Source organism: Cellulomonas sp. H30R-01 (genome assembly GCF_010119915.1).
Taxonomy (GTDB): Bacteria; Actinomycetota; Actinomycetes; order Actinomycetales; family Cellulomonadaceae; genus Cellulomonas; species Cellulomonas algicola.
The window spans coordinates 2,496,631-2,517,307 of the sequence record NZ_CP048210.1; the positions used below are offsets into that span (position 1 = coordinate 2,496,631).

Here is a 20,677-nt window from a genome sequence, read left to right on the forward strand (position 1 = left end):
CGACACATGACCACCGACACGCCCGTCCTGGACGGCCTCGACTTCCCGACGCCCGACCTCGCCGTCACCGACGACGTGGCCGACCTCCTCTTCCGCGAGGCCCGCACCGTCGGCGCCTTCACCTCCGACGAGGTCACCGACGAGCAGATCGCCGCCGTGTACGACCTGGTCAAGTGGGGCCCCACCGCCCTCAACACCACGCCGCTGCGCCTGCTCGTCGTCCGCAGCCCCGAGGCACGCGCCCGGCTCGCCGCGCACATGGCCGAGGGCAACCGCGAGCGCGTCCTCGCCGCCCCCGTCTCGATCGTGCTCGCCGCCGACCCCGGCTTCCACGCGCACCTGCCCGTCCTCGCGCCGCACATGGCCGCGCTCGCCGACGCGCTCGAGCCGCAGGTCGAGCAGCGCGAGCAGATGGCCCGCACCAACGCGCTCCTCCAGGCCGGGTACTTCATCGTCGGCCTGCGCGCCGCCGGCCTCGACGCCGGCCCCATGGGCGGCATGGACGCCGACGCGATCGACGCCGACCTCCTCGCCGGCACCGGCTGGCGCTCGCTGTTCGTCGTCAACGTCGGCCACCGCGAGGGCGACGGCACGCACCACCCGCGCGCGCCGCGCCTCACCTACGCGCAGACCACGCGCACCGTCTGACGGCCACCCGGGCGCCGGCGACGACCGTCGGCGCCCGGGTCCCGCACGTCACGCCCCCGACGAGCGTCGGCGCCCGGGCCCGGACCTCACCCCCGCGACGACGCCGCAGCCGCCGTCCGCTCGGCCCACGCGCCGACGTCGCCCTTCGCGAGCGCCACCGCGAGCAGCTCCGGGAACCGGTCCGGCGTGCACGCGAACGCCGGCACGCCCAGCGCCGCGAGCGCCGCCGCGTTGTCCCGGTCGTACGCGGGAGCCCCCGAGTCCGACAGGGCCAGGAGCACGACGACCTGCACGCCCGACGCGGTCATCGACGCCACCCGCCGCAGCATCTCGTCGCGGATCCCGCCCTCGTACAGGTCGCTGATCAGCACGAACAACGTGTCCGCGGGACGCCGCACGAGCGACTGCGCGTACGCGATCGCACCGTTGATGTCGGTCCCGCCCCCCAGCTGCGTGCCGAACAGCACGTCCACCGGGTCGGCGAGCCGGTCCGTCAGGTCGACGACCGCCGTGTCGAACACCACGAGCGACGTCCGCAACGCCCGCATCGAGGCGAGCACCGCGCCGAACACCGACGCGTACACCACCGACTCCGCCATCGACCCCGACTGGTCGATCGCCAGGACCACGTCCCGCGCGACGACGTTCTGCGCGCGCGACCGCCCCACCAGGCGCGCCGGGACGACCGTGCGGTGCTCGGGCAGGTAGTGGCGCAGGTTCGCGCGGATCGTCGCGTCCCAGTCGATGTCGCCCGGACGCGGCCGGTGCGTCCGGTCCCGCCGCAGCGCCCCCGCGACCGCCGACCGCGTCGCCGCGGCGATGCGCTTCTCGATCTCCGCGACGACCGTCGCGACCACGTGCCGTGCCGTCGCGCGCGTCTGCTCGGGCAGCGTGCGGTTCAGCGAGATCAGCGTCGACACGAGCGAGACGTCGGGCTGCACCGACGCCAGCAGCTCGGGCTCCAGCAGCAGGCGTCGCAGCCCCAACCGGTCCACGGCGTCACGCTGCATGACCTCGACGACCGACGTCGGGAAGTACGTGCGGATGTCGCCGAGCCACCGTGCGACGCGTGGTGCCGAGCCGCCGAGCCCCGCCGACCGCGACCCCGACGACCCCGCGCCGCGCGGACCCGGCCCGTCGCCGTCGTACAGCGCCGCGAGCGCCGCGTCCATCGCCGCCTCGTCCCGGCCGAGCGGCGCGGCCACGCCGCCCGCCTCGCCCAGCACGAGCCGCCAGCGGCGCAGCCGCGTCGCCTCGTCGACCCGTGCCGGCCCGCCCGCGGCCTGCCCCGTCCCGTCGCCCACGTCGGCGGTGCCGTCGCCCGTGCCGTCGCTCATCGCGTCGCTCCCAGCAGCAGGGCCACCGTCCGGAGCGGACCGGCGGCGAGGTCCGCGTCGACGGCGACGGTGGTCGAGGCCGCCGGACCGCGTCCGCTGGCCGAGACCGCGACCGCCGCGTCGCCGACGTTGCGCCGCTCGGCCGGCGGCATCGCGCCGAACGTGCGGCGCAGCAGCGGCAGGGCGTCGGTGAACGCGTCGGTCGGCAGCGTCGCGAGCCAGTCGTCCACCACGCCGAGCAGCGCGCGGTCGTGCGCGAGCAGCAGCCCGCCGCCCGCGAGGAACCCGTCGACCCACGCCGCCTGCGTGCGCGCTGGGGTCCCGTAGGACAGGTGCCGCCCCATCCGTGCCCGCACGTCGTCCGCGTCGAGCTCGCCCGCGTCGAGCAGCAGCCGCGTCGCGCGGCCCGTGAGCGCCCCCGAGATGTCCGCCCGGTCCGCGACCGCGCGCAGCGTGCCGAGCCACGCGCGCAGGCCGTCGGGATCGTCGCGCAGTCGGACGGCGGCGTGCGTCGCGTCGACGTGACCGCGCAGCGCCGACGCGGCCTCGTCGTCGAGACCCGTGACCGCGGCCGCCAGCCCGGCGCAGATGCGTGCGAGGAGCCCGTCGGCGACCCGCGCGAGGTCGGCGGTGCCCGTGCCCCGCACGTCGGAGTAGCGGTGGGCGCGCACGAGCGGCGGCAGCGCGGCCATGAGGCGACCGATGTCCCCGTCGTGCGCGGCCTGCTCGTCGACGCGGGCCAGCAGCGGACCGGCCGCGGCCGCCAGGTCGGCCAGCAGCGCCACCTCCAGCAGGCCGGTGAGCTCGCGCAGGTCGGCGTCCGCCGCCCGGTCGACGCACCGCGCGGTCGCCGCCGCCTCGACCGTCGTGCCCCACAGTGCCGCCTCGACGACCGCGACCGCGAGCTCCGGACGCCAGACGAGCGACCACGCCTCTCGGAACGTGCCCGTGCTGCGCGAGCGCGCCTCGTCCGCCAGCCCCCACGGCACGCCGAGCAGCGTGAGCCGGTGCAGGAGCCGCGAGCGCGCGAGGTCGTGGTCGCGCCGCAGGTCCAGCTCGAGCGTCCGCGGCACCGCCGAGAACGCGAGCCGCAGGCGGCGCGCGGTCGCACGCAGGTCCGCGTCGAGGGGCACCGTCGGCACGTCGTCGCCGATCTCGCCCAGCCGCTCCCCCACGACGAGCTCCGCGGTCACGTGCGCGACGAGCGCGTCGTCGCCGTCGCACAGCACCGCGCGGGTCGCCTCGGTCACCTCCGCGAGACCGGGCAGGTGCCGCCCGCGCACGGTCGCGAGCGTCTCCGCGAGCCGGACCGCCTCGATGACGTGCGCCGACGACACCGGCAGGTCCTTCTCCCGGAGCGCCGCACCGACCTGCACGAGCCAGCTCGCGACGACGTCGCGGTCCGTGCGGAACAGGTGCTCGTACCACCCGGGCGAGGCGATGCCGGCGCCGTAGCCCGACGCGCGGGCGAGGCGCGACGACGTCCACGGCACCCACGTCAGCGTGACCTTCTTCTTCGCCAGCCCGGTCAGGAGCCGGGCGTCGCCGGCGGCGGGCGGCAGCGGCGTCGTGAGCGCGGGCGCGTGCCACGCGCCGCACACGACCGCAACCCGGCGGTGACCCGCCTTGAGGGCCGCGCGGAGCTGCTGGCGCATGTGCGCCTCGCGGCGCGCCTCGTGCTCGTCGGGCTCGGGCGCGGCGGCGCGCAGCGCGGCCATGGCCTCGGTGATCACCGGGAACGGGGTGGGCCCGTCGGTGCGGGACTCCACGACGTCCTCCCACCAGCGCTCGGGGTCGTCGTAGCCCGCGGCGGCCGCCAGGGCGGCGACCGGGTCGCGGCGGACCGCGGCGGGCGACGTCGGGTCGTCGTCGGTCCACGGCACGACGCCGTCGGCGGGAGCGGGAGCGGGTGCGTCGGCCTCGCCGTCGGTCTGCTCCTCGTCGCCCCCGACGTGCGTCTGCTCCGGGTCGACCTCGCCGCCGTCCTGCTCCCCGTCACCCTCGGGGTCGTCGGCGCCCTCCCCCGCAGCCGCGTCCTGCGCCGCACGCGCCGCCAGGACGGCGGCGGCGGGGAGGTCGACGAACCGCACGGGCACCCCGCGCGCGGTCGCCCACACGAGCGCCTGCCACTCGGGCGAGAACTCGGCGAACGGCCAGAACGACGAGGTCGCGGGGTCGTCGGCGACGGCCGCGAGGATCGCGACCGGCGGGACGAGCCGACCGCCCGCGACGAACGGCACGAGGTGGTCGCAGTCCGCCGGGCCCTCGATGAGCACGACGTCGGGCTCGAGCGCGTCGAGGCCCGCGACGACGGCGCGCGCCGACCCCGGTCCGTGGTGCCGCACGCCCATGACCTCGACGCGCGCCTCGGCGGTCTGCGTCACGCGGTGACCTCACGGCACGCGCGGTAGAAGTCGGCCCAGTCCCGCCGCTCGCGCACGACGGCCTCGAGGTACTCGGTCCAGGCGACGGTGTCGGACGACGGGTCCTTGACGACGGCGCCGACGATCCCCGCGGCGACGTCGGCGGGCCGCAGGACGCCGTCGCCGAAGTGCGCGGCGAGCGCGAGGCCGTTCGTCACGACGGAGATCGCCTCGGCGGTCGACATGGTGCCGGACGGCGACTTCACCGCGGTGCGGCCGTCCTCGGTCCGCCCGGAGCGCAGCTCGCGGAACACCGTCACGACGCGGGCGATCTCCTCCGCGGCGGCGGGGACCGGCGGCAGCTCGAGGGCACGGCCGAGCTGTGCGACCCGTCGGGTGACGATGTCGATCTCCTCCGCGGCGGTCCCGGGCAGGGGCAGCACGACGGTGTTGAAGCGGCGGCGCAGCGCCGAGGACAGCTCGTTGACGCCACGGTCGCGGTCGTTCGCGGTCGCGATGACGTTGAACCCCTTCGCGGCCTGCACCTCGGCACCGAGCTCGGGCACGGGCAGCGACTTCTCGGAGAGGATCGTGATGAGCGCGTCCTGCACGTCGGACGGGATGCGCGTGAGCTCCTCGACGCGCGCGATCGACGCCTCGCGCATCGCGGTCATGACGGGCGACGGGACGACGGCCGCCTGCGTCGGCCCCTCGGCGAGCAGGCGCGCGTAGTTCCAGCCGTACCGGATCGCGTCCTCGCCGGTCCCGGAGGTTCCCTGCACGACGAGCGTCGACCGGCCGCTGACCGCGGCGGCCAGGTGCTCGCTGACCCAGGTCTTCGCGGTCCCGGGGACGCCGAGGAGCAGCAGGGCGCGGTCGGTCGCGAGCGTCGCGACCGCGACCTCGACGAGTCGACGCGGGCCCACGTACTTCGGGCTGACGACGGTCCCGTCGGCGAGCGTGCCACCGAGCAGGTAGGTGACGACGGCCCAGGGCGACAGCCGCCACGCGGGCGGGCGGGGACGGTCGTCGACCGCGGCCAGCGCGGCGAGCTCGTCGGCGAACGCCTGCTCGGCGTGCGGGCGCAGCAGGTCGGCGGTGTCGGTCACGTGAGCTCCTCGAGGATCGTGCGGCGTTCGTGGACGAGGTCGGCCGCACGCGTGAGCGACGGCGCGACGTGGGGGCCGGCGCGGCCCGCGACGGCGCGGAGCAGGGCCTCGGTGCGGGCGGTGGGCTCGGCGTCGTGCCCCAGCCGGCGCAGGACGCCCGCGATGCCCCAGACGGCGCTCTGGCGGGCTGCCCACTCGGCGACGGCGACGGTGAGCGGCTCGGACCACGGTCCGCTCATCCCCTGCACGAGGCCTGCCACCGCCGCCTGTCCCGCGGAGGTCGCGCCGACCGTCGCCGTCACGGCGCGCACGACGTCGGCGCGGTCGCCGGGGTCGAGGACGGCACCGAGCGTCGCGGCCGCCTGCGCGGACCGCCCGGGGCTCGCGCGCAGCAGCGCACGCGCCCACCGCGGGTCGTGCTCGCGCTCCGCGGCGGCCGTCCAGCCGTCCAGCAGCGGCCCGGCGTCGGCGGCGGCGGCCAGCTGCGCGAGGGCGCCGGGGTCCCGACCGAGCCGGTCCCAGGCGGACAGCGGCGTGACCTCGACCAGCCGGGTGAGCAGCGCCGCCTTGGCCCCGGCACCGAGCGCGGGCGCGGCGAAGGGGTCGTCGGGCTCCGGCTCGGGGAGCTCGACGGTGAGGTGGTCGCGCAGCATGCGCCGGGTGATCGTCACGGAGGTGAGCGCGCGCTCGGCGCACCGGGCCACGAACGCCGACGACGGCAGGTGGGCCAGCACGCCGACGGCCGCGGCCCGCACCGCGACCGAGCGGTCCGCGAGCGCCGCGTCGAGGAACGGCTCGTCGTCCGGGGACAGGCGGGACCGCAGCGCACGGACGAGCGTCGCGCGCTCCTGCGCCCCGGCGCTGCGCCACGCCTCGGCGACCAGCGCACGGGCGGTCGCGGGGTCGGCCGTCCGCGCCCGGTCGAGCCACGCGGCGCGCTCGGCGGCGTCGCCGTGCCGCCACGCCGGGTCGTCGCCGTCGACCGTGCCGGTGTCGACAGGAGCCGGGGCGGGCAGCAGCGCGCGCCAGGTCGGGTGCTGCGCGGCCAGCCACCGCCCGCGCTCACCGGCCGCGACCAGGGCGTCCGCGCGCAGCCCGGGTCGTCCCCCGGGCTCGGCGGCCACGGCCTCGAGCACGGGCACGACGAGCGCGGGCGGGATCCGCAGCCCGCGCACCGCCGCGGTGCTGAGCCACAGCGCGAGCAGGTCGACCGCCTCCGTGCCGCCCGCGAGGAGCGCCCGCAGGTGCGCGGCGGCCGCCGCACCGCACACCGGGAGCGTCTCGTCCGGTGCCGGCGGCGGCGGGGGGCCGGCGATCACCTGGCTGCCCGTCGCGCGGCGGGCCGTGGCGGCGAGCGCGGCCGCGTCCAGCAGCCGGGTCGCCGGGTCGTCGCGCTCGGGGAGCCCGGCGGCGGCGGCCGCGAGCACCGGGTCGGTCGTCGTGGGCGATGCGGGCGAACGGTCCGTGCCGAGCAGGGCGGCGGTCGCGAGGTCGTCGGTCACAGCGCGACCAGCCCCTCCGTGGTCCAGGCGGCGCGCGGCGCGAGGCCCGTCGCCGTGCGGTCGGCCGCCACGGTCACCGGGCGGCCGCCCGACACCGCGAGCAGCCCCCACGGCTCGACGCCCGCCGCGACGGGCGCGTGCGCGTCCGTGCCGTCCGTGAGCCACCACCGCTGCCCGTCCGTGCCGACCGTGACCGGCCCCGCGACGACCGGCACCGTCGACGCCCACGGGTCGGCCTCGAGCGTCGCCGACCAGACCGCGGCGACGTCCGCGAGCCCGACGGCCGCAGGTGCAGCGGTCGCGGTGACGGCCTCGGAGTGCCGCGTGCCCACGAGCGCCCGCAACGGGTCGCCGGGGTAGGTGTGGACGTCCGCGTCGAGCTCCGTCCCGACGACGAGCGACGCGTCGAGCGGCTGTCCCGCGGCAGCGGCGAACGACACGACCGCGACGTCCCGCCCGGTCGCGCGCCCGTGCAGGTGGACCCGGCGCACCGTGAGACGCCCGTCGACGCGGTCGGTCTGCGACAGCACGACCCACGTGTCGCGCACCGGGGGTGTCGCGAGGACGTCCTCCGTCCGGGTCGGCTGCCCGATCCGTCGCCGCACGACCGCCGCGAGGTCGGGCGGCAGCGTGCCGATGCGGTCGTGCGCCTCGACCAGGACGTGCAGCATCGCGAGCTCGTCGAGCAGCCGGCCGGGCCACCCGTCGCCCGAGGCCGCGACGGACGGCAGCCGTCGCACCATGTCCGCGAGCCCCGGCGCCTGCGCGTCGACGAGCCGGGCGGCGACCTGCTCGTACGGCCGGTACCCCGCGCGGTCGGCGCCGGCGAGACCCGCGGCCAGCTGGTCGCGCAGCCACCGGCGCAGGTCCGCGACACCGCCCGCGACCCGGTCGGCCCGCTGCTCGGCGCGACGCGCCGCCGCCTCGGGGTCGGGCACCGCCGCCGGTGCCGCGGCCTTCTGCGCCCGCGCGGCCCGTGCGTCGAGCCACGCGACGGCGAAGTCGGCCGGGGCGTCGGCCGCCGGGACCTGCCCGGCCGCCCAGAGCAGCAGCAGGCCGAGGGCGTGCTTGCAGGGGAACTTCCGGCTGGGGCACGTGCACGAGTACGCGGGCCCGCTCAGGTCGACCACGGTCGCGTACGGGTTCTTGCCCGAGCCCGCGCACAGGCCCCACACCGCGGCGGGCGTCTGGGTGACACCTATCGAGCTCCAGGGCGCCGGGCTCGCGAGCTTGCGGCCCGCCGCGACGGACGAGGCGTCGGGCGCGAGCGCGAGCACCTGCTCCTGGGTCCACGTCGGCACGCGCGCGAGCGTAGCCGTCGGCCCCGACACGTCCGGCGCGTCTGCGCCCGTCGCCCGCGGCGAGCGCACCAGGTTCGCCCGGTTGCCGGACGGGCGCCCCGGTGCCGCCCCTCAGTCCCCCGTCGCGACCGGTCGGGACGGGTCGTTGGACCACTGCGACCAGGACCCCGGGTAGAGCGCCGCGTCGATGCCGACCGCGGCGAGCGCCGCGACCTCGTGCGCGGCCGTCACGCCGGACCCGCAGTAGACGGCGACCGGCGCACCGGCCTCGACGCCGAGCGCCCGGAACCGGTCCCGGAGCGCGTCGTCGGAGCGGAACACGCCGTCCTCGGTGAGGTTGTCGACCGTCGGCGCGCTCACCGCACCCGGGATGTGCCCGGCCCGCGGGTCGACGGGCTCGACCTCGCCGAGGAACCGCGGACGCGCGCGCGCGTCGAGCAGCGGACCGTCCCAGCCGGCCGCGTCGTCGGCGTCGATCGTCGGCAGCGCGCCCGTGGACAGCACCACGTCGCCCGGGTCGGCCGTGACCGACCCCGCCTCGAGCGCGAGCCCGGCCGCGGTCCAGCCGGTCAGGCCGCCGTCGAGGAGCCGGACGTCGACCAGCCCCGCCCAGCGCAGCAGCCACCACGCGCGCGCGGCCGACGTGCCGCCCGCGTCGTCGTACACGACCACCGCACGGTCCTCGCGCACGCCCCAGCGCCGCGCGGCCTCCTCGAGGTCGGCGACGGCCGGCAGCGGGTGCCGCCCCTCCTCGGGGCTCGGCATCGACGCGAGCTCGGTGTCGAGGTCGACGTACACCGCACCTGGCAGGTGTCCGGCGAGGTACTGCTCGTGACCGTCGTCGCGCCCGAGCGCCCAGCGGACGTCCAGCAGCACGGGCGGCTCGTCGCCGGCGAGGCGAGCCGCCAGCTCCACCGGGTCGACGAGCACCGCCTCGCGGGTGGTCGCTCGTCGCGTCCGCTGCTCCGTCATGGTGCCTCCCCCTCGTCGCGGCGCAGGTCGAGCCGCATGGTCCATGCGTCGGCATTCTCCGGCTGGTAGTACCCGCGCCGCAGGCCCAGCCGCTCGAACCCCGCGCTCTCGTACAGGTGGAGCGCCGGGGCGTTGTCCACCCGGACCTCGAGGAGCGCGGCACGGGCACCGAGCGCCCGCCCGTGGTCCAGCAGCGCGGTGAGCAGCAGCCGGCCGACGCCGCGGCCCTGGTGCGCGGGGTCGGTCCCGACGGTCATGACCTGGACGTCCTCGCCGTCGAACCACAGCCCCGCGTACCCGACGAGCGTGCCCGCGGCGTCCTGCGCGCCCACGTACCACCGCCCCGGTCCGACGATCTCCTCGAGGAGCGACCGCGCGGACCACGCGCCCGCGCCGAACAGCTCGTCCTCCATCCGGACCAGCGCCGGCACGTCCTGCGTCGTCAGCGCACGGAGCTCGACGCCCGGCGCTCCCGCGGTCATCCGAGCACGCGCTTGCGGCTCGCGGCCGGGGTCACGTCGGGGCGGCGCAGGTAGAGCGGCGTCGTGGGGAGCTCCTCGCCGTGCGCGGACCGCTGCGCGGCGAGCGTCGCGAGCGCTGCGGGGTCGGGGTCGACGAGGCCGCGGTCCTCCAGGTCGTCCGCGGCACCGAGCACCGGGTACAGCAGGCCGCCGCGCCCGACGACGACCGCACCGGCTGTCCGCTCGTCCGCGGCGACGTCGTCGGCCGCACCGACCTCGGGCGCGACGAGCACGTCGACGCCACCGGCGCCGTCCGTGCGGTACAGCGACCAGTAGACCTCGCGACGGCGGGCGTCGGTGGCGACGAGCACGGTCGACCCGGCGTCCAGGACGCGCGACGCGGCCACGGCCACGCCGTCGAGGCTCGGCACGCCGCGGACGGGGACGCCGAGCGCGAGACCGAGCGTGCGGGCGGTCACGAGCCCGACCCGCAGCCCGGTGAAGGGCGCGGGACCCGTGCCGACGACGACCGACGTCAGCGCCGACCGGCCGACGTCCGCGTCCGCGAGGACGGCGGCGACCATGGGAGCGAGCAGCTCGGCGTGGTGGCGCGGCTGGTCGTCGCTGCGCGCGGCCAGGACCGCGCCGGAGTCGTCGAGGAGGGCGACCGCGACGGCCGCCGAGGTGTCGAGCGCGAGGACGGGCACGGCGTCAGCCTGCCACCGCGTCCGCGCCGGGGAGCGCGACGCCCGCCCAGCGGTCGCCGACCGCCCGCACCGTGACGACCCGCTCGCCCGCGGCGGCGTCCTCGTCGTCGGCCGGGTCCACGCCGCCACGCGGGCGGACCACCGTCACCTCGAGCCGGTCGGCCGCGAGGCCCTCGACCCAGCCCTCGCCCCACTCGACGACCGTGACGGCCTCGTCGAGGCTCGAGTCGAGGTCGAGCGCGTCGACCTCGTCGAGCGACGACAGCCGGTACGCGTCGACGTGCACGAGCCCGGGGCCGCGCGTGCCGTCCGGGCGCGGGAGCGGCGGGTGCTCGCGCGCGATGATGAACGTCGGCGACGCCACCTGCCCACGCACCCCGAGCCCGACGCCGATCCCCTGCGTGAGCGTCGTCTTGCCCGCGCCGAGGTCGCCCGTGAGGACGACGAGGTCGCCCGCGCGCAGCACCTCCGCGAGCGCGCGCCCGTACGCGCGGGTCGCGTCGCTGTCGGGCAGGCGCACCGTGGCCGTGGGGCCGGTGGTCACGGCGTCGGTCATCGGGCCACCTCCGTGGTGAGGGCGGGCGCGTCGCCCGCGGCGGGGCCGGGCGTCCCGGCGTCGGACGTGCCGTGCTCGCCCGCGACGGGCGTGGCGGCGGTGGTGGGGTCGGCGTCGCTGTCGACGTGCACGCGCGGTACGCGGGCGCCGACGCGCGTGACGATCTCGTAGGAGATGGTGCCCGCCGCGCGCGCCCAGTCCTCGGCGGTCGGGCCGCCGTCGCGGCCGGTGCCGAACAGCTCGACCCGGTCCCCGGCGACCTCGCGGGCCCCCGGGCCGAGGTCGACGACGACCTGGTCCATGCAGACGCGACCGGCGACGCCCAGCGTGCGCCCGCCGACCCGCAGCGGCCCGCCGGGCCGGTCCTGCGTGCCCGACGCGTGCCGCGGCACCCCGTCGGCGTACCCGACGGGCACGACGCCGACGACCGTGTCGTGCGGGGTCACGTACTGGTGCGCGTAGGAGATGCCGTGGCCGGCGGGGACGGCCTTGACGGTCGCGAGCTCGGCCTCGAACGTCATCGCGGGCACGAGCCCGAAGTCCTCGGGACCCCCGAGCTGCGGCACGGGCGACAGCCCGTACACCGCGATGCCGGGGCGCACGAGGTCGTGGTGGACCGCGGGGTCGGTGAGCGTCGCGGCCGAGTTGGCGAGGTGCCGCACCTCGACGTGCGCACCCGCGGCCTCGACGGCGCGCACCGCGTCGGCGAACACGACGGCCTGCGCGCGGACGGTGGGGTGCGCGGGCTCGTCGGCGAACGCGAGGTGCGACCAGACGCCGACGACCTCGACCGCGCCCTCCGCCTGGGCGCGCAGGGCGTCCGGCAGCAGCGCGCCGAGGTCCGCGGGCGTCAGGCCGTTGCGCCCGAGCCCCGTGTCGACCTTGAGGTGGATCCGCGCGGTCCTGCCGGCGGCGCGCGCCGCGGCGACGACCTCGTCGAGCGCCCACGCCGCGGCGACGGACACGTCCACGTCGGCCTCGACGGCCTCGCGCAGCGGTGCGCCGGGCGCGTACAGCCACGTGAGCACGCGCGCGCCGACGATCCCGGCCCGCCGCAGGGCGACGGCCTCCGGCACCTGCGCCGCGCCCAGCCACGTCGCGCCGCCCTCGACCGCGGCCTGCGCGCTCGGGACGAGCCCGTGGCCGTACGCGTCGGCCTTCACGACGGCCATGACCTGCGCCGTCGGTGCGTGCGCCGCGAGGCTGCGCACGTTGCCGCGGATCGCGGCGAGGTCGACGACGGCACGCGAGGGGAACTGGCTCACGGCGCCCAGTGTCGCACCCGCACCCACCGGCGCCCGTCGATCCGGCGACGCGGGCGACCTCTCCAGCAGACCCGGCACCGACGACCCGGGCCTCGGTACCGCGACGCGCCCCCGGGCGGTCACCAGACCCGGGTCGAGGGCGGGAGGCCGGTCAGGTCGACAGCCGGGCGCGTCGACCGGCTCAGGCCGGGCGGACCACGACGTCGGCGCGCCCCGCGGTCGCCGCGACCAGCCGCGCGTTGCGCTCGTCGGGACCGTGCGCCCACGCGTGCGCGGCGTCGGCGGGCTTGCCGAACGCCTCGTGCCGCGCGACCAGTCGGGCGAGCCGCAGGTCGTCGTCGGGTGCGACGAACCACGCCTCGTCGAGCAGCCCGGCCACGGGCGCGAAGCCGTGCGCCTCGAGCAGGAGGTAGTTCCCCTCGGTGACGACGAGCGGGACGTCGGGCGCGACCCGGATCGCCCCGGCGACCCCGTTGCGCAGGTCGCGGCGGTACTCGGGCGCGTAGACGACCTCGTCGGGGTGCGGCTCGCGCAGCCGCCGAAGCAGCGCGACGAACCCGGCGGCGTCGAACGTGTCGGGCGCCCCCTTGCGGTCCGCGAGGCCGAGGCGCTCGAGCTCGGTCTGCGCGAGGTGGAACCCGTCCATCGGCACGACGACGGCGACGTCGGGGTAGGCGGCCGCGACCTGCGCGGCGAGCGTGGACTTGCCCGCACCGGGCGCCCCGGCGATCCCCAGCACCGCGCGGCGGCCCGTGGCGAGCAGCCGTTCGACCCGCGACGCGAGGTCGCGGTCGAGCGTCGTCGCGGGGGCGGTCATGCGGCCTCCTCCGAGCGCGCCACGACGTCCCTCCCGACCGCGGCGACGACGGCGGTCACGCGGCCCGCCCGAGCAGGTCGGCGACCGTCGCGGGCAGCGCGTGCGCGACCGCGAGCGCGGTGACGGGCCCGCCGGGGTTGGCCCGGTCCGCGGCCCGTCCGTGCACGAGCGCGGCGGTCGCCGCGAGCGCGGGGGCCAGCGTGGCGTCGGCGTGCACGTCCTCGACGCGTCCCGCGAGCAGCGCCCCGAGCAGGCCCGCGAGCACGTCGCCGGCGCCCGCGGTGGCGAGCCACGGCGGCGCGTCCGACTGCGCGTAGACGACACCGTGCGACCCGACGACGACCGTCGTCGCACCCTTGAGCAGCACGGTCGCGCCGGTGCGGTCGTGCGTCTCGCGTGCCCACCGCAGCGGTTCCGCCTCGACGTCCGCCCGCTCGACGTCGACACCGCGCTGCGCGAGGAGCCGGGCGGCCTCACCCGCGTGCGGCGTCAGGACGACGTGCGCGCCGACCCGCTCGGGCAGCAGGTCGAGCGCGCCCGCGTCGACGACCGCCGCCTCGCCGCGGTGCAGCACGCCCTCGAGCGCCCGCTGGACGCGTCGCCGCTGGGCGGCGTCGTCGGGCGAGACCCCGGGCCCGAGGACCCAGGCCTGCACCCGGCCGGGTCCGACGACGACCTCCGGCCGGGCGGCGAGCACGGCGTCGCCCGCGTCGCCGACGTACCGGACCATGCCGACGCCCGCGAGCGCCGCACCCGACGCCGCGAGCACGGCCGCTCCCGGGTAGGTGCGGGTCCCCGCCACCACCCCGACCACGCCGCGCGAGTACTTGTGCGCGTCGCGCACGGGCACGGGCCACAGGGCTGCCGCGTCGTCGGTGTGGAGGGTCGCGACGTCGGGCCGCTCGGGCAGGTCCAGACCGAGGTCGACGACCTCGACGCGGCCCGTCGACGCGGCGGCGGGCGGCAGCAGCAGCCCGGGCTTGGCCCCGCCGAACGTCACCGTGACGTCGGCGTCGAGCACGGCGCCGGTGCGGGTCCCGTCGTCCACGCCGATGCCGGACGGCAGGTCGACCGCGACGACCACCGGGCCGTCCACGTCGCCGGTCGCGGCGCGGACCTCCTCGACCAGCGACGCGACCGGTCCGCGCAGGCCGCCGCGTGCCCCGATCCCCAGCACGCCGTCGAGCACGACGTCCGCGGCCAGGACCTCGTCGACCGCTCCCGCGACCGTCACCGCGGGCCACGGCCCGCCCGTCCCCGACGCGTCGTCGACGAGCCCTCGCACCCGTCCGCCGGCGGCCCGGAGCGCCGCGAGGCCGCCCTCGTGCAGCCGGTCCGCGGTCGCGACCACCCGCACGCGCGCACCGCGCCGCGCCAGGAGGGCCCCCGCGTGCAGCGCGTCGCCCCCGTTGTTCCCGGCCCCGGCGAGCACGACGACGCGCGCGCCGGCGAACCGGCCGCGACGCCGCACGACCTCGCGCACGACCGCGACGTGCAGCGCGAACGCGGCGCGCTCCATGAGCGGGACGCCCGCGTCGAGCAAGGGCTCCTCGGCGGCACGGACGGAGGCGGCGTTCCACGAGAGCAGCACGAGTCTCATCCTGGCGTGCGCGCAGGTAACGTGCCGAGCATGCGCTTCGGACTCTTCATCCCTCAGGGCTGGCGTCAGGACCTCACGGGCATCGAGCCCCGCGACCACTGGTCGGTGATGAACGGGCTCGCCCAGCACGCCGACCAGGGCGACGCCTTCGACTCGATCTGGGTGTACGACCACTTCCACGCGGTGCCCGAGCCCAACGGCGAGGCGACGCACGAGGCGTGGAGCCTCATCAACGCGTACGCGGCGACGACGTCGCGCGTGAAGCTCGGCCAGATGTGCACGTGCATGGCGTACCGCAACCCCGCCTACCTCGCGAAGGTCGCCGCGACCGCGGACGTGATCTCGGGCGGCCGCGTGCAGATGGGCATCGGCGCCGGCTGGTACGAGCACGAGTGGCGCGCGTACGGCTACGGCTTCCCCCGCGCGGGCGAGCGGCTCGCGATGCTCGACGAGGGCGTCCAGATCTTCAAGCAGCTCTGGACCAACGGGGTCGCCACCTTCGACGGGAAGCACTACCAGGTCGACGGCGCCCAGCTCGCGCCCCTCCCCCTGCAGGTCGACGGCCCGCCGCTGTGGATCGCGGGCGGTGGCGAGCAGAAGACGCTCCGCATCGCCGCCGAGCACGCGCAGTTCACCAACTTCGACGGCCACCCCGACGTCTTCACGCACAAGTCCGAGGTGCTGCGCGGCCACTGCGAGGCCATCGGCCGCCCGTTCGAGGAGATCACGCGCTCGTCGAACTTCAACGTCGTCATCGGCGAGACCGAGGCCGACGTCGACGACCGCATGGCCTGGGTCGAGGAGCACCTGTCGCTGACCGTGCCGAACAAGGCACCGGAGGTCGCCGAGGAGTTCCGCAAGGGCGTGCTCGTCGGCACCCCGGAGCAGCTCGTCGAGAAGCTCCAGGACCTCGAGAAGCTCGGCATGACCTACGCGATCACGTACTTCGCGGAGGCCGCCTACGACCGCTCGGGCATCGAGCTCTTCGAGCGCGAGGTCGTCCCCGCGCTGCGCTCCGCCTGACGCACGACGCCCGGCGCGGGCGGCTCCCGCGCGCGCCGGGCGTCAGTCGCGCTCGGCGATCACCACGGCGGACGCGATGCCCGCGTCGTGCGAGATCGACAGGTGGAACCGCGCGACGCCGAGCTCCGCGGCCCGGGCGGCGACCGTCCCGGTCACCTCGAGCACCGGCTGCGACCCGGCCGTGCGCGGCACCTGCGCGTCGTGCCAGTGCAGCCCGGGCGGGGCGCCGAGCGCCTTGGCGAGCGCCTCCTTGACGGCGAACCGCGCCGCGAGCGACGTCTCGGGCATCGCCCGCTCGGCCGGCGTGAACAGCTTGGTGCGCAGCGCGGGCACGCGGTGCAGCGTGTCGACGAACCGCGCGATGTCGACGACGTCGATGCCGACGCCGACGATCACGCGCGCCTCCCGACGCCCCGAGCCGGACCCGTCACTCGACGGTGACGGACTTCGCGAGGTTGCGCGGCTGGTCGACGTCGAGGCCCTTGGCGGTCGCGAGCTCGCACGCGAACACCTGCAGGGGCACCACGGCGAGCAGCGGCGCGAGGAGCGTCGGCGCCTGCGGCACGTAGAAGACCTCGTCGGCGTACGGGCGCACGGCCTCGTCGCCGTCCTCGGCGATCACGAGCGTGCGGGCGCCGCGCGCGCGGATCTCCTGGATGTTCGACACGACCTTGGAGTGCAGCGAGTCGCGTCCACGCGGCGACGGGACGACGACGAACACCGGCTGCCCGGGCTCGATGAGCGCGATCGGGCCGTGCTTGAGCTCACCGGCGGCGAAGCCCTCGGCATGGATGTACGCGAGCTCCTTGAGCTTGAGCGCACCCTCCATCGCGACGGGGAAGCCGACGTGCCGGCCGAGGAACAGCACCGACTGCGTGTCGGCCATCCACCGGGCGATCTCCCGGACCCGGCCGGCCCGGTCGAGGACCTGCTGGATCTTGTCGGGCATCGCACGGAGCTCGTCGAGGATCGCGGTGACCTCGTCGGCGAACTTGTTGCCGCGCAGCTGCGCGAGGTACAGCCCGAGCAGGTACGCGGCGGTGATCTGCGCGAGGAACGCCTTGGTCGACGCGACCGCGATCTCCGGGCCGGCGTGCGTGTAGAGCACCGCGTCGGACTCGCGCGGGATCGTCGAGCCGTGCGTGTTGACGATGGCGAGCACCTTGGCGCCCTGCTCGCGCGCGTGCCGGACGGCCATGAGCGTGTCCATCGTCTCGCCCGACTGCGACACCGCGACGACGAGCGTCTGCTCGTTGACGACGGGGTCCCGGTACCGGAACTCGTGCGCGAGCTCGACCTCGACGGGGATGCGGCACCAGTGCTCGATCGCGTACTTCGCGACGTGGCCCGCGTAGGCGGCGGTGCCGCACGCGATGACGACGATCTTGTCGACGGACCGCAGCACCGACTCGTCGATGCGGATCTCGTCGAGCACCAGGCGGCCGTGCGCGTCGGTGCGGCCGAGCAGCGTGTCGGCGACCGCGTGCGGCTGGTCGTGGATCTCCTTGTCCATGAAGGAGCGGAAGCCGCCCTTCTCGGCGGCCGCGGCGTCCCAGTCGACCGTGTAGCGGCGCGCGTCGGCGGGCTTGCCGTCGAAGTCGGTCACGGTGACCGCCGACGGCGTGATCGTCACGACCTGGTCCTGGCCGAGCTCGAGCGCCTCGCGGGTGTGCGCGATGAACGCCGCGACGTCGGAGCCGAGGAAGTTCTCGCCCTCGCCGAGGCCCACGACGAGCGGCGAGTCGTGCCGGGCGCCGACGACGACGTCGGGCGCGTCGGCGTGCACCGCGAGCAGCGTGAACGTGCCGTGCAGCGTGCGCGCGACCTCCGTGACCGCCTGCGTCAGGTCGCCCGTGCGGTCGTAGGCGCGCGAGACGAGGTGCGCCGCGACCTCGGTGTCGGTCTCGGACGTGAACTCGACGCCCTCGGCGAGGAGCTCGGCCTTGAGGGTCGCGAAGTTCTCGACGATGCCGTTGTGGATCAGCGCGAGACGGCCCGAGACGTGCGGGTGCGCGTTGACGTCGGTCGGGCCGCCGTGCGTCGCCCAGCGGGTGTGCCCGATCGCCGCGGTGGCCTCGGCCAGCGGGTGGGTGTCGAGCTCCTCGACGAGGTTCGCGAGCTTCCCGGCCTTCTTGGCGGTGTCGAGCTCACCGTCGGGGCTGACGAGCGCCACCCCGGCCGAGTCGTACCCGCGGTACTCCAGCCGCCGCAGACCTTCGAGCACGACGTCCAGCGGTCGGTCGCTCGCGGTCTGGGACCCGACGTAGCCCACGATTCCACACATGCCCGCGAGTCTATCGGGCGTGCGGTCGGCGACCGCCGGGAGGTGACTGCCGTCACGGCCTGCGACGGGGCGCGCGGGCGTCCCCGGTGAGCAGCGCCGTCGTCGTCCGGCACAATCGTCCCGTGCCACCGTCGCTCACCCCGGCCACGCCGTACGTCGACCTGGACCGCGACGCGTGGCGTCGGCTCTCGGCCTCGACGCCGCTGCCCCTCACCGACGCGGACGTCGACCGTCTCGCCGGCCTGGGGGACCCGATCGACCTCGCCGAGGTCGACGCGATCTACCGGCCCATCTCCCGCCTGCTCGACCTGCACATCGAGGCGACCCGCGGCCTCCACGCGGCGTCGAGCACGTTCCTGCGCGAGGACGTCGGCGGCACGCCGTTCGTGATCGGCGTCGCCGGGTCCGTCGCGGTCGGCAAGTCGACGACCGCCCGCCTGCTGCGCGAGCTCCTGGCGCGCTGGCCCGCGACGCCGCGCGTCCAGCTCGTCACGACCGACGGGTTCCTCTACCCCAACGCCGAGCTCGAGCGGCGCGGGCTCATGGACCGCAAGGGCTTCCCCGAGTCGTACGACCGGCGCGCGCTGCTGCGGTTCGTCTCCAAGGTGAAGGCGGGCCGTCCCGAGGTCCGGGCCCCCGTCTACGACCACCTGACGTACGACATCGTCCCCGGCCGCGAGATCGTCGTGAACCGCCCCGACGTGCTGGTCGTCGAAGGTCTCAACGTGCTGCAGCCCGCGCGACCGACGAGCGAGGGCACGTCCAACCTGGCGGTCAGCGACTTCTTCGACTTCTCGATCTACGTCGACGCGCGCACGACCGACATCCGCCAGTGGTACGTCGACCGGTTCCTGAGCCTCCGCTCGACCGCGTTCGCCCAGCCCGAGTCGTACTTCCACCGGTACGCGTCGCTCTCCGACGACGAGGCCGTCGAGCGCGCCGAGCACATCTGGGACACCATCAACGCGCCCAACCTGCAGCAGAACATCCTGCCGACCCGCAGCCGCGCGACGCTCGTGCTGACGAAGGGCTCCGACCACTCCGTCGAGCGCGTGCGCCTGCGCAAGCTCTGAGCGTCCGAGGCTCCGTGCGTCAGCGGCCCGACGGCGGACCCGTCGGCGTGACCCGCTCCACGGGGAACTCGGTCGTGTCCGTCTCGTGCAGAGCGTCGAGCGCGGCGAGCACGTCCGCGACCGGCGCGCCGCACGCGTCGGTCGGCCACACGGGCCGCACCGCACGCCCGAGCGCGTCGACCAGCCACAGCACCGTCGGCACCGCCCCCGACGTCTCGCACGCTCCCGACGGCTCCTGCGACGGCCGCTCGAGCGCGGCGAGCAGCGGGGCGAGATCCCCCTCGCGCCGGCTCTCCGTCACCGCCGCCCACGTGCCCGACGCGGACTTGAGCGTGCCGGACGCCGAGCACACGAGCACGCTCGACGCCGCGAAGTCCTCGGGCACCGCGCCCGGGGTCGCGGCGGGACCGGTCTCCTCGGCGGCGGCCGTCCGGTCCTCGAGCACGAGCCCGAGCTCGCGGACGACCTCCGGGTCGAGGCAGTCCGCCTGCACCGCGACCCGCGCCTCGGCCTGCCGCGTCACCGTCGGCGCGCTCGCGCACCCGCCGGCCGCGGCGATCCCGGCGACGACGAGCGCGGCCACGCCCGCGCGCACGCCGGACGACCGCCGTCCCCGTCGCCGGGACGTGCGTCTCTCGTGCGGTGCCCCTGCCATGTCTGCCCCCTGTCGCGTAGCCCCGCGGACAGCAGGCCGGGAGGCCACACGGGTCGCAGGGAGTGCCGACTGCCCTGTCGACCCGAGACGAGCGTAGGCACGCTCCGGCGCGCGCGTCGCGGTCGACACCGGATCGTTAGCAGCCGCGGTCCGATCGTGAGCAGACCGTGACCCGGGGACGTCAGGCGACGGCGTCGTCCTCGGCCACGGCGCGGCGGTGCGCCGACGTCTCGACGCTGCGCAGCGGCACCGCGGGGGCGTGCTGGACGCGGGCCCGGCGCCGCTGGGCGAGCGCCTGGTAGCGGCGCAGCAGCCAGTCGATCACCACGCCGAGCGCCACCCCGCCGACGACACCCACGACCACCGCGAGGATCGGGTTGTGCCCGAGCCACGCCGCGGCACCGATGCCGATCGCCGTCGAGTACACGCCCCACGTGAGCGCGGCGAGCGCCGCGAGCGCGCTGAACCTGCGGCGGCTGTACCCCAGCGCGCCCGCGGTCATGTTGACCGCCACCCGGCCGACCGGGATGTACCGCGCGGCGATGATGAACGACGCCCCGCGGTGCTCGAGCGCGCGCTCCGCCCAGTCGATGGTCGCCTGGGCACGGGCCGAGCGCAGGAATCGGACCTCGCGCACCTTGACCTTCGTCCCGATCTGGTACGCGATCTGGTCACCCGTGAACGCGCCGGCGGCGGCGACCAGGATCACCAGGACCAGGTTGGGCTCCCCCTGCGCCATGGCCAGCGTGGCCAGCGCGATGACGACCGACTCGCTCGGGATGGGCGGGAAGAACCCGTCGATCGTCGCGAAGAGGTACAGCACGACGAAGACCCACGGTGAGCCCACCAGGGCCAGCACCCATGCCTCCACGCGTCCTCCAGGTCGTCGGGCGCCGACCTGCGGATCGGCGTCGTGACTCCCACGGTAGGACCCGGGACAGCACCGCCGATATAGGGGACACCCCCGGATCATCCCTGAGGTCACCCCGAACGAGCCGTCGGGT

Annotated in this window: 19 protein-coding genes; 3 read left to right on the plus strand and 16 right to left on the minus strand. The window is 76.6% G+C overall.

The window, feature by feature from the left end; translation table 11 throughout:
- Window positions 1-6 precede the first annotated feature (6 nt).
- Window positions 7-648 (plus strand): malonic semialdehyde reductase, encoded by a 642-nt coding sequence (locus GXP71_RS11085; RefSeq protein WP_162352707.1) that lies wholly within the window; start codon window positions 7-9, stop codon window positions 646-648.
- Window positions 649-734: 86 nt separating this feature from the next.
- Here the strand turns inward: GXP71_RS11085 and GXP71_RS11090 are convergent, their stop codons facing one another.
- From GXP71_RS11090 to GXP71_RS11145, 12 genes are all read right to left on the minus strand, one after another.
- Window positions 735-1,985 (minus strand): VWA domain-containing protein, encoded by a 1,251-nt coding sequence (locus tag GXP71_RS11090; protein WP_162352708.1) that lies wholly within the window; start codon window positions 1,983-1,985, stop codon window positions 735-737.
- Entirely contained in the window at window positions 1,982-4,369 is a 2,388-nt protein-coding gene (locus GXP71_RS11095) for a DUF5682 family protein (RefSeq protein WP_162352709.1), read from the minus strand. Before GXP71_RS11095 ends, GXP71_RS11090 begins: the two co-directional genes overlap by 4 nt.
- Entirely contained in the window at window positions 4,366-5,457 is a 1,092-nt protein-coding gene (locus GXP71_RS11100; RefSeq protein ID WP_162352710.1) for an AAA family ATPase, read from the minus strand. Before GXP71_RS11100 ends, GXP71_RS11095 begins: the two co-directional genes overlap by 4 nt.
- Window positions 5,454-6,959, minus strand: coding sequence for a DUF5691 domain-containing protein (locus tag GXP71_RS11105; protein ID WP_162352711.1), 1,506 nt, complete (start codon window positions 6,957-6,959; stop codon window positions 5,454-5,456). Before GXP71_RS11105 ends, GXP71_RS11100 begins: the two co-directional genes overlap by 4 nt.
- Complete coding sequence (locus GXP71_RS11110; RefSeq protein ID WP_162352712.1) at window positions 6,956-8,260, minus strand: SWIM zinc finger family protein; 1,305 nt, start codon at window positions 8,258-8,260, stop codon at window positions 6,956-6,958. The genes GXP71_RS11105 and GXP71_RS11110 overlap by 4 nt, the downstream gene beginning before the upstream one ends.
- Before the next feature lie 111 nt (window positions 8,261-8,371).
- Window positions 8,372-9,232 carry a sulfurtransferase gene (locus GXP71_RS11115; protein ID WP_162352713.1) on the minus strand — a complete coding sequence of 287 codons (861 nt, stop codon included), beginning with the start codon at window positions 9,230-9,232 and terminating at the stop codon, window positions 8,372-8,374.
- Window positions 9,229-9,714, minus strand: coding sequence for a ribosomal protein S18-alanine N-acetyltransferase (gene rimI, locus GXP71_RS11120; protein ID WP_162352714.1), 486 nt, complete (start codon window positions 9,712-9,714; stop codon window positions 9,229-9,231). The genes GXP71_RS11115 and rimI overlap by 4 nt, the downstream gene beginning before the upstream one ends.
- The gene (gene tsaB / locus GXP71_RS11125) at window positions 9,711-10,400 is read right to left on the minus strand and encodes a tRNA (adenosine(37)-N6)-threonylcarbamoyltransferase complex dimerization subunit type 1 TsaB (RefSeq protein WP_162352715.1); all 690 of its coding nucleotides are present in this window, start codon (window positions 10,398-10,400) and stop codon (window positions 9,711-9,713) included. Before tsaB ends, rimI begins: the two co-directional genes overlap by 4 nt.
- Before the next feature lie 4 nt (window positions 10,401-10,404).
- The gene (gene tsaE, locus GXP71_RS11130; protein WP_162352716.1) at window positions 10,405-10,956 is read right to left on the minus strand and encodes a tRNA (adenosine(37)-N6)-threonylcarbamoyltransferase complex ATPase subunit type 1 TsaE; all 552 of its coding nucleotides are present in this window, start codon (window positions 10,954-10,956) and stop codon (window positions 10,405-10,407) included.
- Window positions 10,953-12,221 (minus strand): alanine racemase, encoded by a 1,269-nt coding sequence (gene alr / locus GXP71_RS11135; protein ID WP_162352717.1) that lies wholly within the window; start codon window positions 12,219-12,221, stop codon window positions 10,953-10,955. The genes tsaE and alr overlap by 4 nt, the downstream gene beginning before the upstream one ends.
- Window positions 12,222-12,402: 181 nt before the next feature.
- Window positions 12,403-13,038 (minus strand): nucleoside/nucleotide kinase family protein, encoded by a 636-nt coding sequence (locus tag GXP71_RS11140; protein WP_162352718.1) that lies wholly within the window; start codon window positions 13,036-13,038, stop codon window positions 12,403-12,405.
- Window positions 13,039-13,093: 55 nt separating this feature from the next.
- On the minus strand, window positions 13,094-14,638 hold the full coding sequence (locus GXP71_RS11145; RefSeq protein ID WP_162352719.1) for an NAD(P)H-hydrate epimerase: 1,545 nt from the start codon (window positions 14,636-14,638) through the stop codon (window positions 13,094-13,096).
- Between the two features lie 30 nt (window positions 14,639-14,668).
- Here GXP71_RS11145 and GXP71_RS11150 point away from each other — a divergent pair, with 30 nt between their 5' ends.
- Window positions 14,669-15,661 (plus strand): LLM class F420-dependent oxidoreductase, encoded by a 993-nt coding sequence (locus GXP71_RS11150; RefSeq protein WP_162352720.1) that lies wholly within the window; start codon window positions 14,669-14,671, stop codon window positions 15,659-15,661.
- A gap of 42 nt (window positions 15,662-15,703) precedes the next feature.
- Here GXP71_RS11150 and GXP71_RS11155 read toward each other — a convergent pair whose 3' ends face one another.
- A complete protein-coding gene (locus tag GXP71_RS11155; RefSeq protein WP_162352721.1) occupies window positions 15,704-16,057 on the minus strand; it encodes a holo-ACP synthase in 354 nt (117 codons plus the stop codon).
- A gap of 31 nt (window positions 16,058-16,088) precedes the next feature.
- A complete protein-coding gene (gene glmS / locus GXP71_RS11160) occupies window positions 16,089-17,945 on the minus strand; it encodes a glutamine--fructose-6-phosphate transaminase (isomerizing) (protein ID WP_162352722.1) in 1,857 nt (618 codons plus the stop codon).
- Between the two features lie 122 nt (window positions 17,946-18,067).
- On the opposite strand from glmS, the gene coaA reads away from it, so the two are divergent.
- Window positions 18,068-19,018: a type I pantothenate kinase gene (gene coaA / locus GXP71_RS11165; RefSeq protein WP_162352723.1), complete on the plus strand. Its 951-nt coding sequence runs from the start codon at window positions 18,068-18,070 to the stop codon at window positions 19,016-19,018.
- A gap of 19 nt (window positions 19,019-19,037) precedes the next feature.
- On the opposite strand, the gene GXP71_RS11170 is transcribed toward coaA, so the two are convergent.
- Window positions 19,038-19,613 (minus strand): hypothetical protein, encoded by a 576-nt coding sequence (locus GXP71_RS11170; protein WP_162352724.1) that lies wholly within the window; start codon window positions 19,611-19,613, stop codon window positions 19,038-19,040.
- A gap of 241 nt (window positions 19,614-19,854) precedes the next feature.
- On the minus strand, window positions 19,855-20,544 hold the full coding sequence (locus tag GXP71_RS11175; protein ID WP_162352725.1) for a DedA family protein: 690 nt from the start codon (window positions 20,542-20,544) through the stop codon (window positions 19,855-19,857).
- Window positions 20,545-20,677: the final 133 nt, after the last annotated feature.

What these genes read in the sequence shown, in the direction of transcription:
- GXP71_RS11085 (WP_162352707.1), top strand. Translation starts at nt 7, where the DNA reads ATGACCACCGACACGCCCGTCCTGGACGGCCTCGACTTCCCGACGCCC.
- GXP71_RS11090 (WP_162352708.1), bottom strand. Translation starts at nt 1,985, where the DNA reads ATGAGCGACGGCACGGGCGACGGCACCGCCGACGTGGGCGACGGGACG.
- GXP71_RS11115 (WP_162352713.1), bottom strand. Translation starts at nt 9,232, where the DNA reads ATGACGGAGCAGCGGACGCGACGAGCGACCACCCGCGAGGCGGTGCTC.
- rimI (WP_162352714.1), bottom strand. Translation starts at nt 9,714, where the DNA reads ATGACCGCGGGAGCGCCGGGCGTCGAGCTCCGTGCGCTGACGACGCAG.
- tsaE (WP_162352716.1), bottom strand. Translation starts at nt 10,956, where the DNA reads ATGACCGACGCCGTGACCACCGGCCCCACGGCCACGGTGCGCCTGCCC.
- GXP71_RS11140 (WP_162352718.1), bottom strand. Translation starts at nt 13,038, where the DNA reads ATGACCGCCCCCGCGACGACGCTCGACCGCGACCTCGCGTCGCGGGTC.
- GXP71_RS11145 (WP_162352719.1), bottom strand. Translation starts at nt 14,638, where the DNA reads ATGAGACTCGTGCTGCTCTCGTGGAACGCCGCCTCCGTCCGTGCCGCC.
- GXP71_RS11150 (WP_162352720.1), top strand. Translation starts at nt 14,669, where the DNA reads ATGCGCTTCGGACTCTTCATCCCTCAGGGCTGGCGTCAGGACCTCACG.
- glmS (WP_162352722.1), bottom strand. Translation starts at nt 17,945, where the DNA reads ATGTGTGGAATCGTGGGCTACGTCGGGTCCCAGACCGCGAGCGACCGA.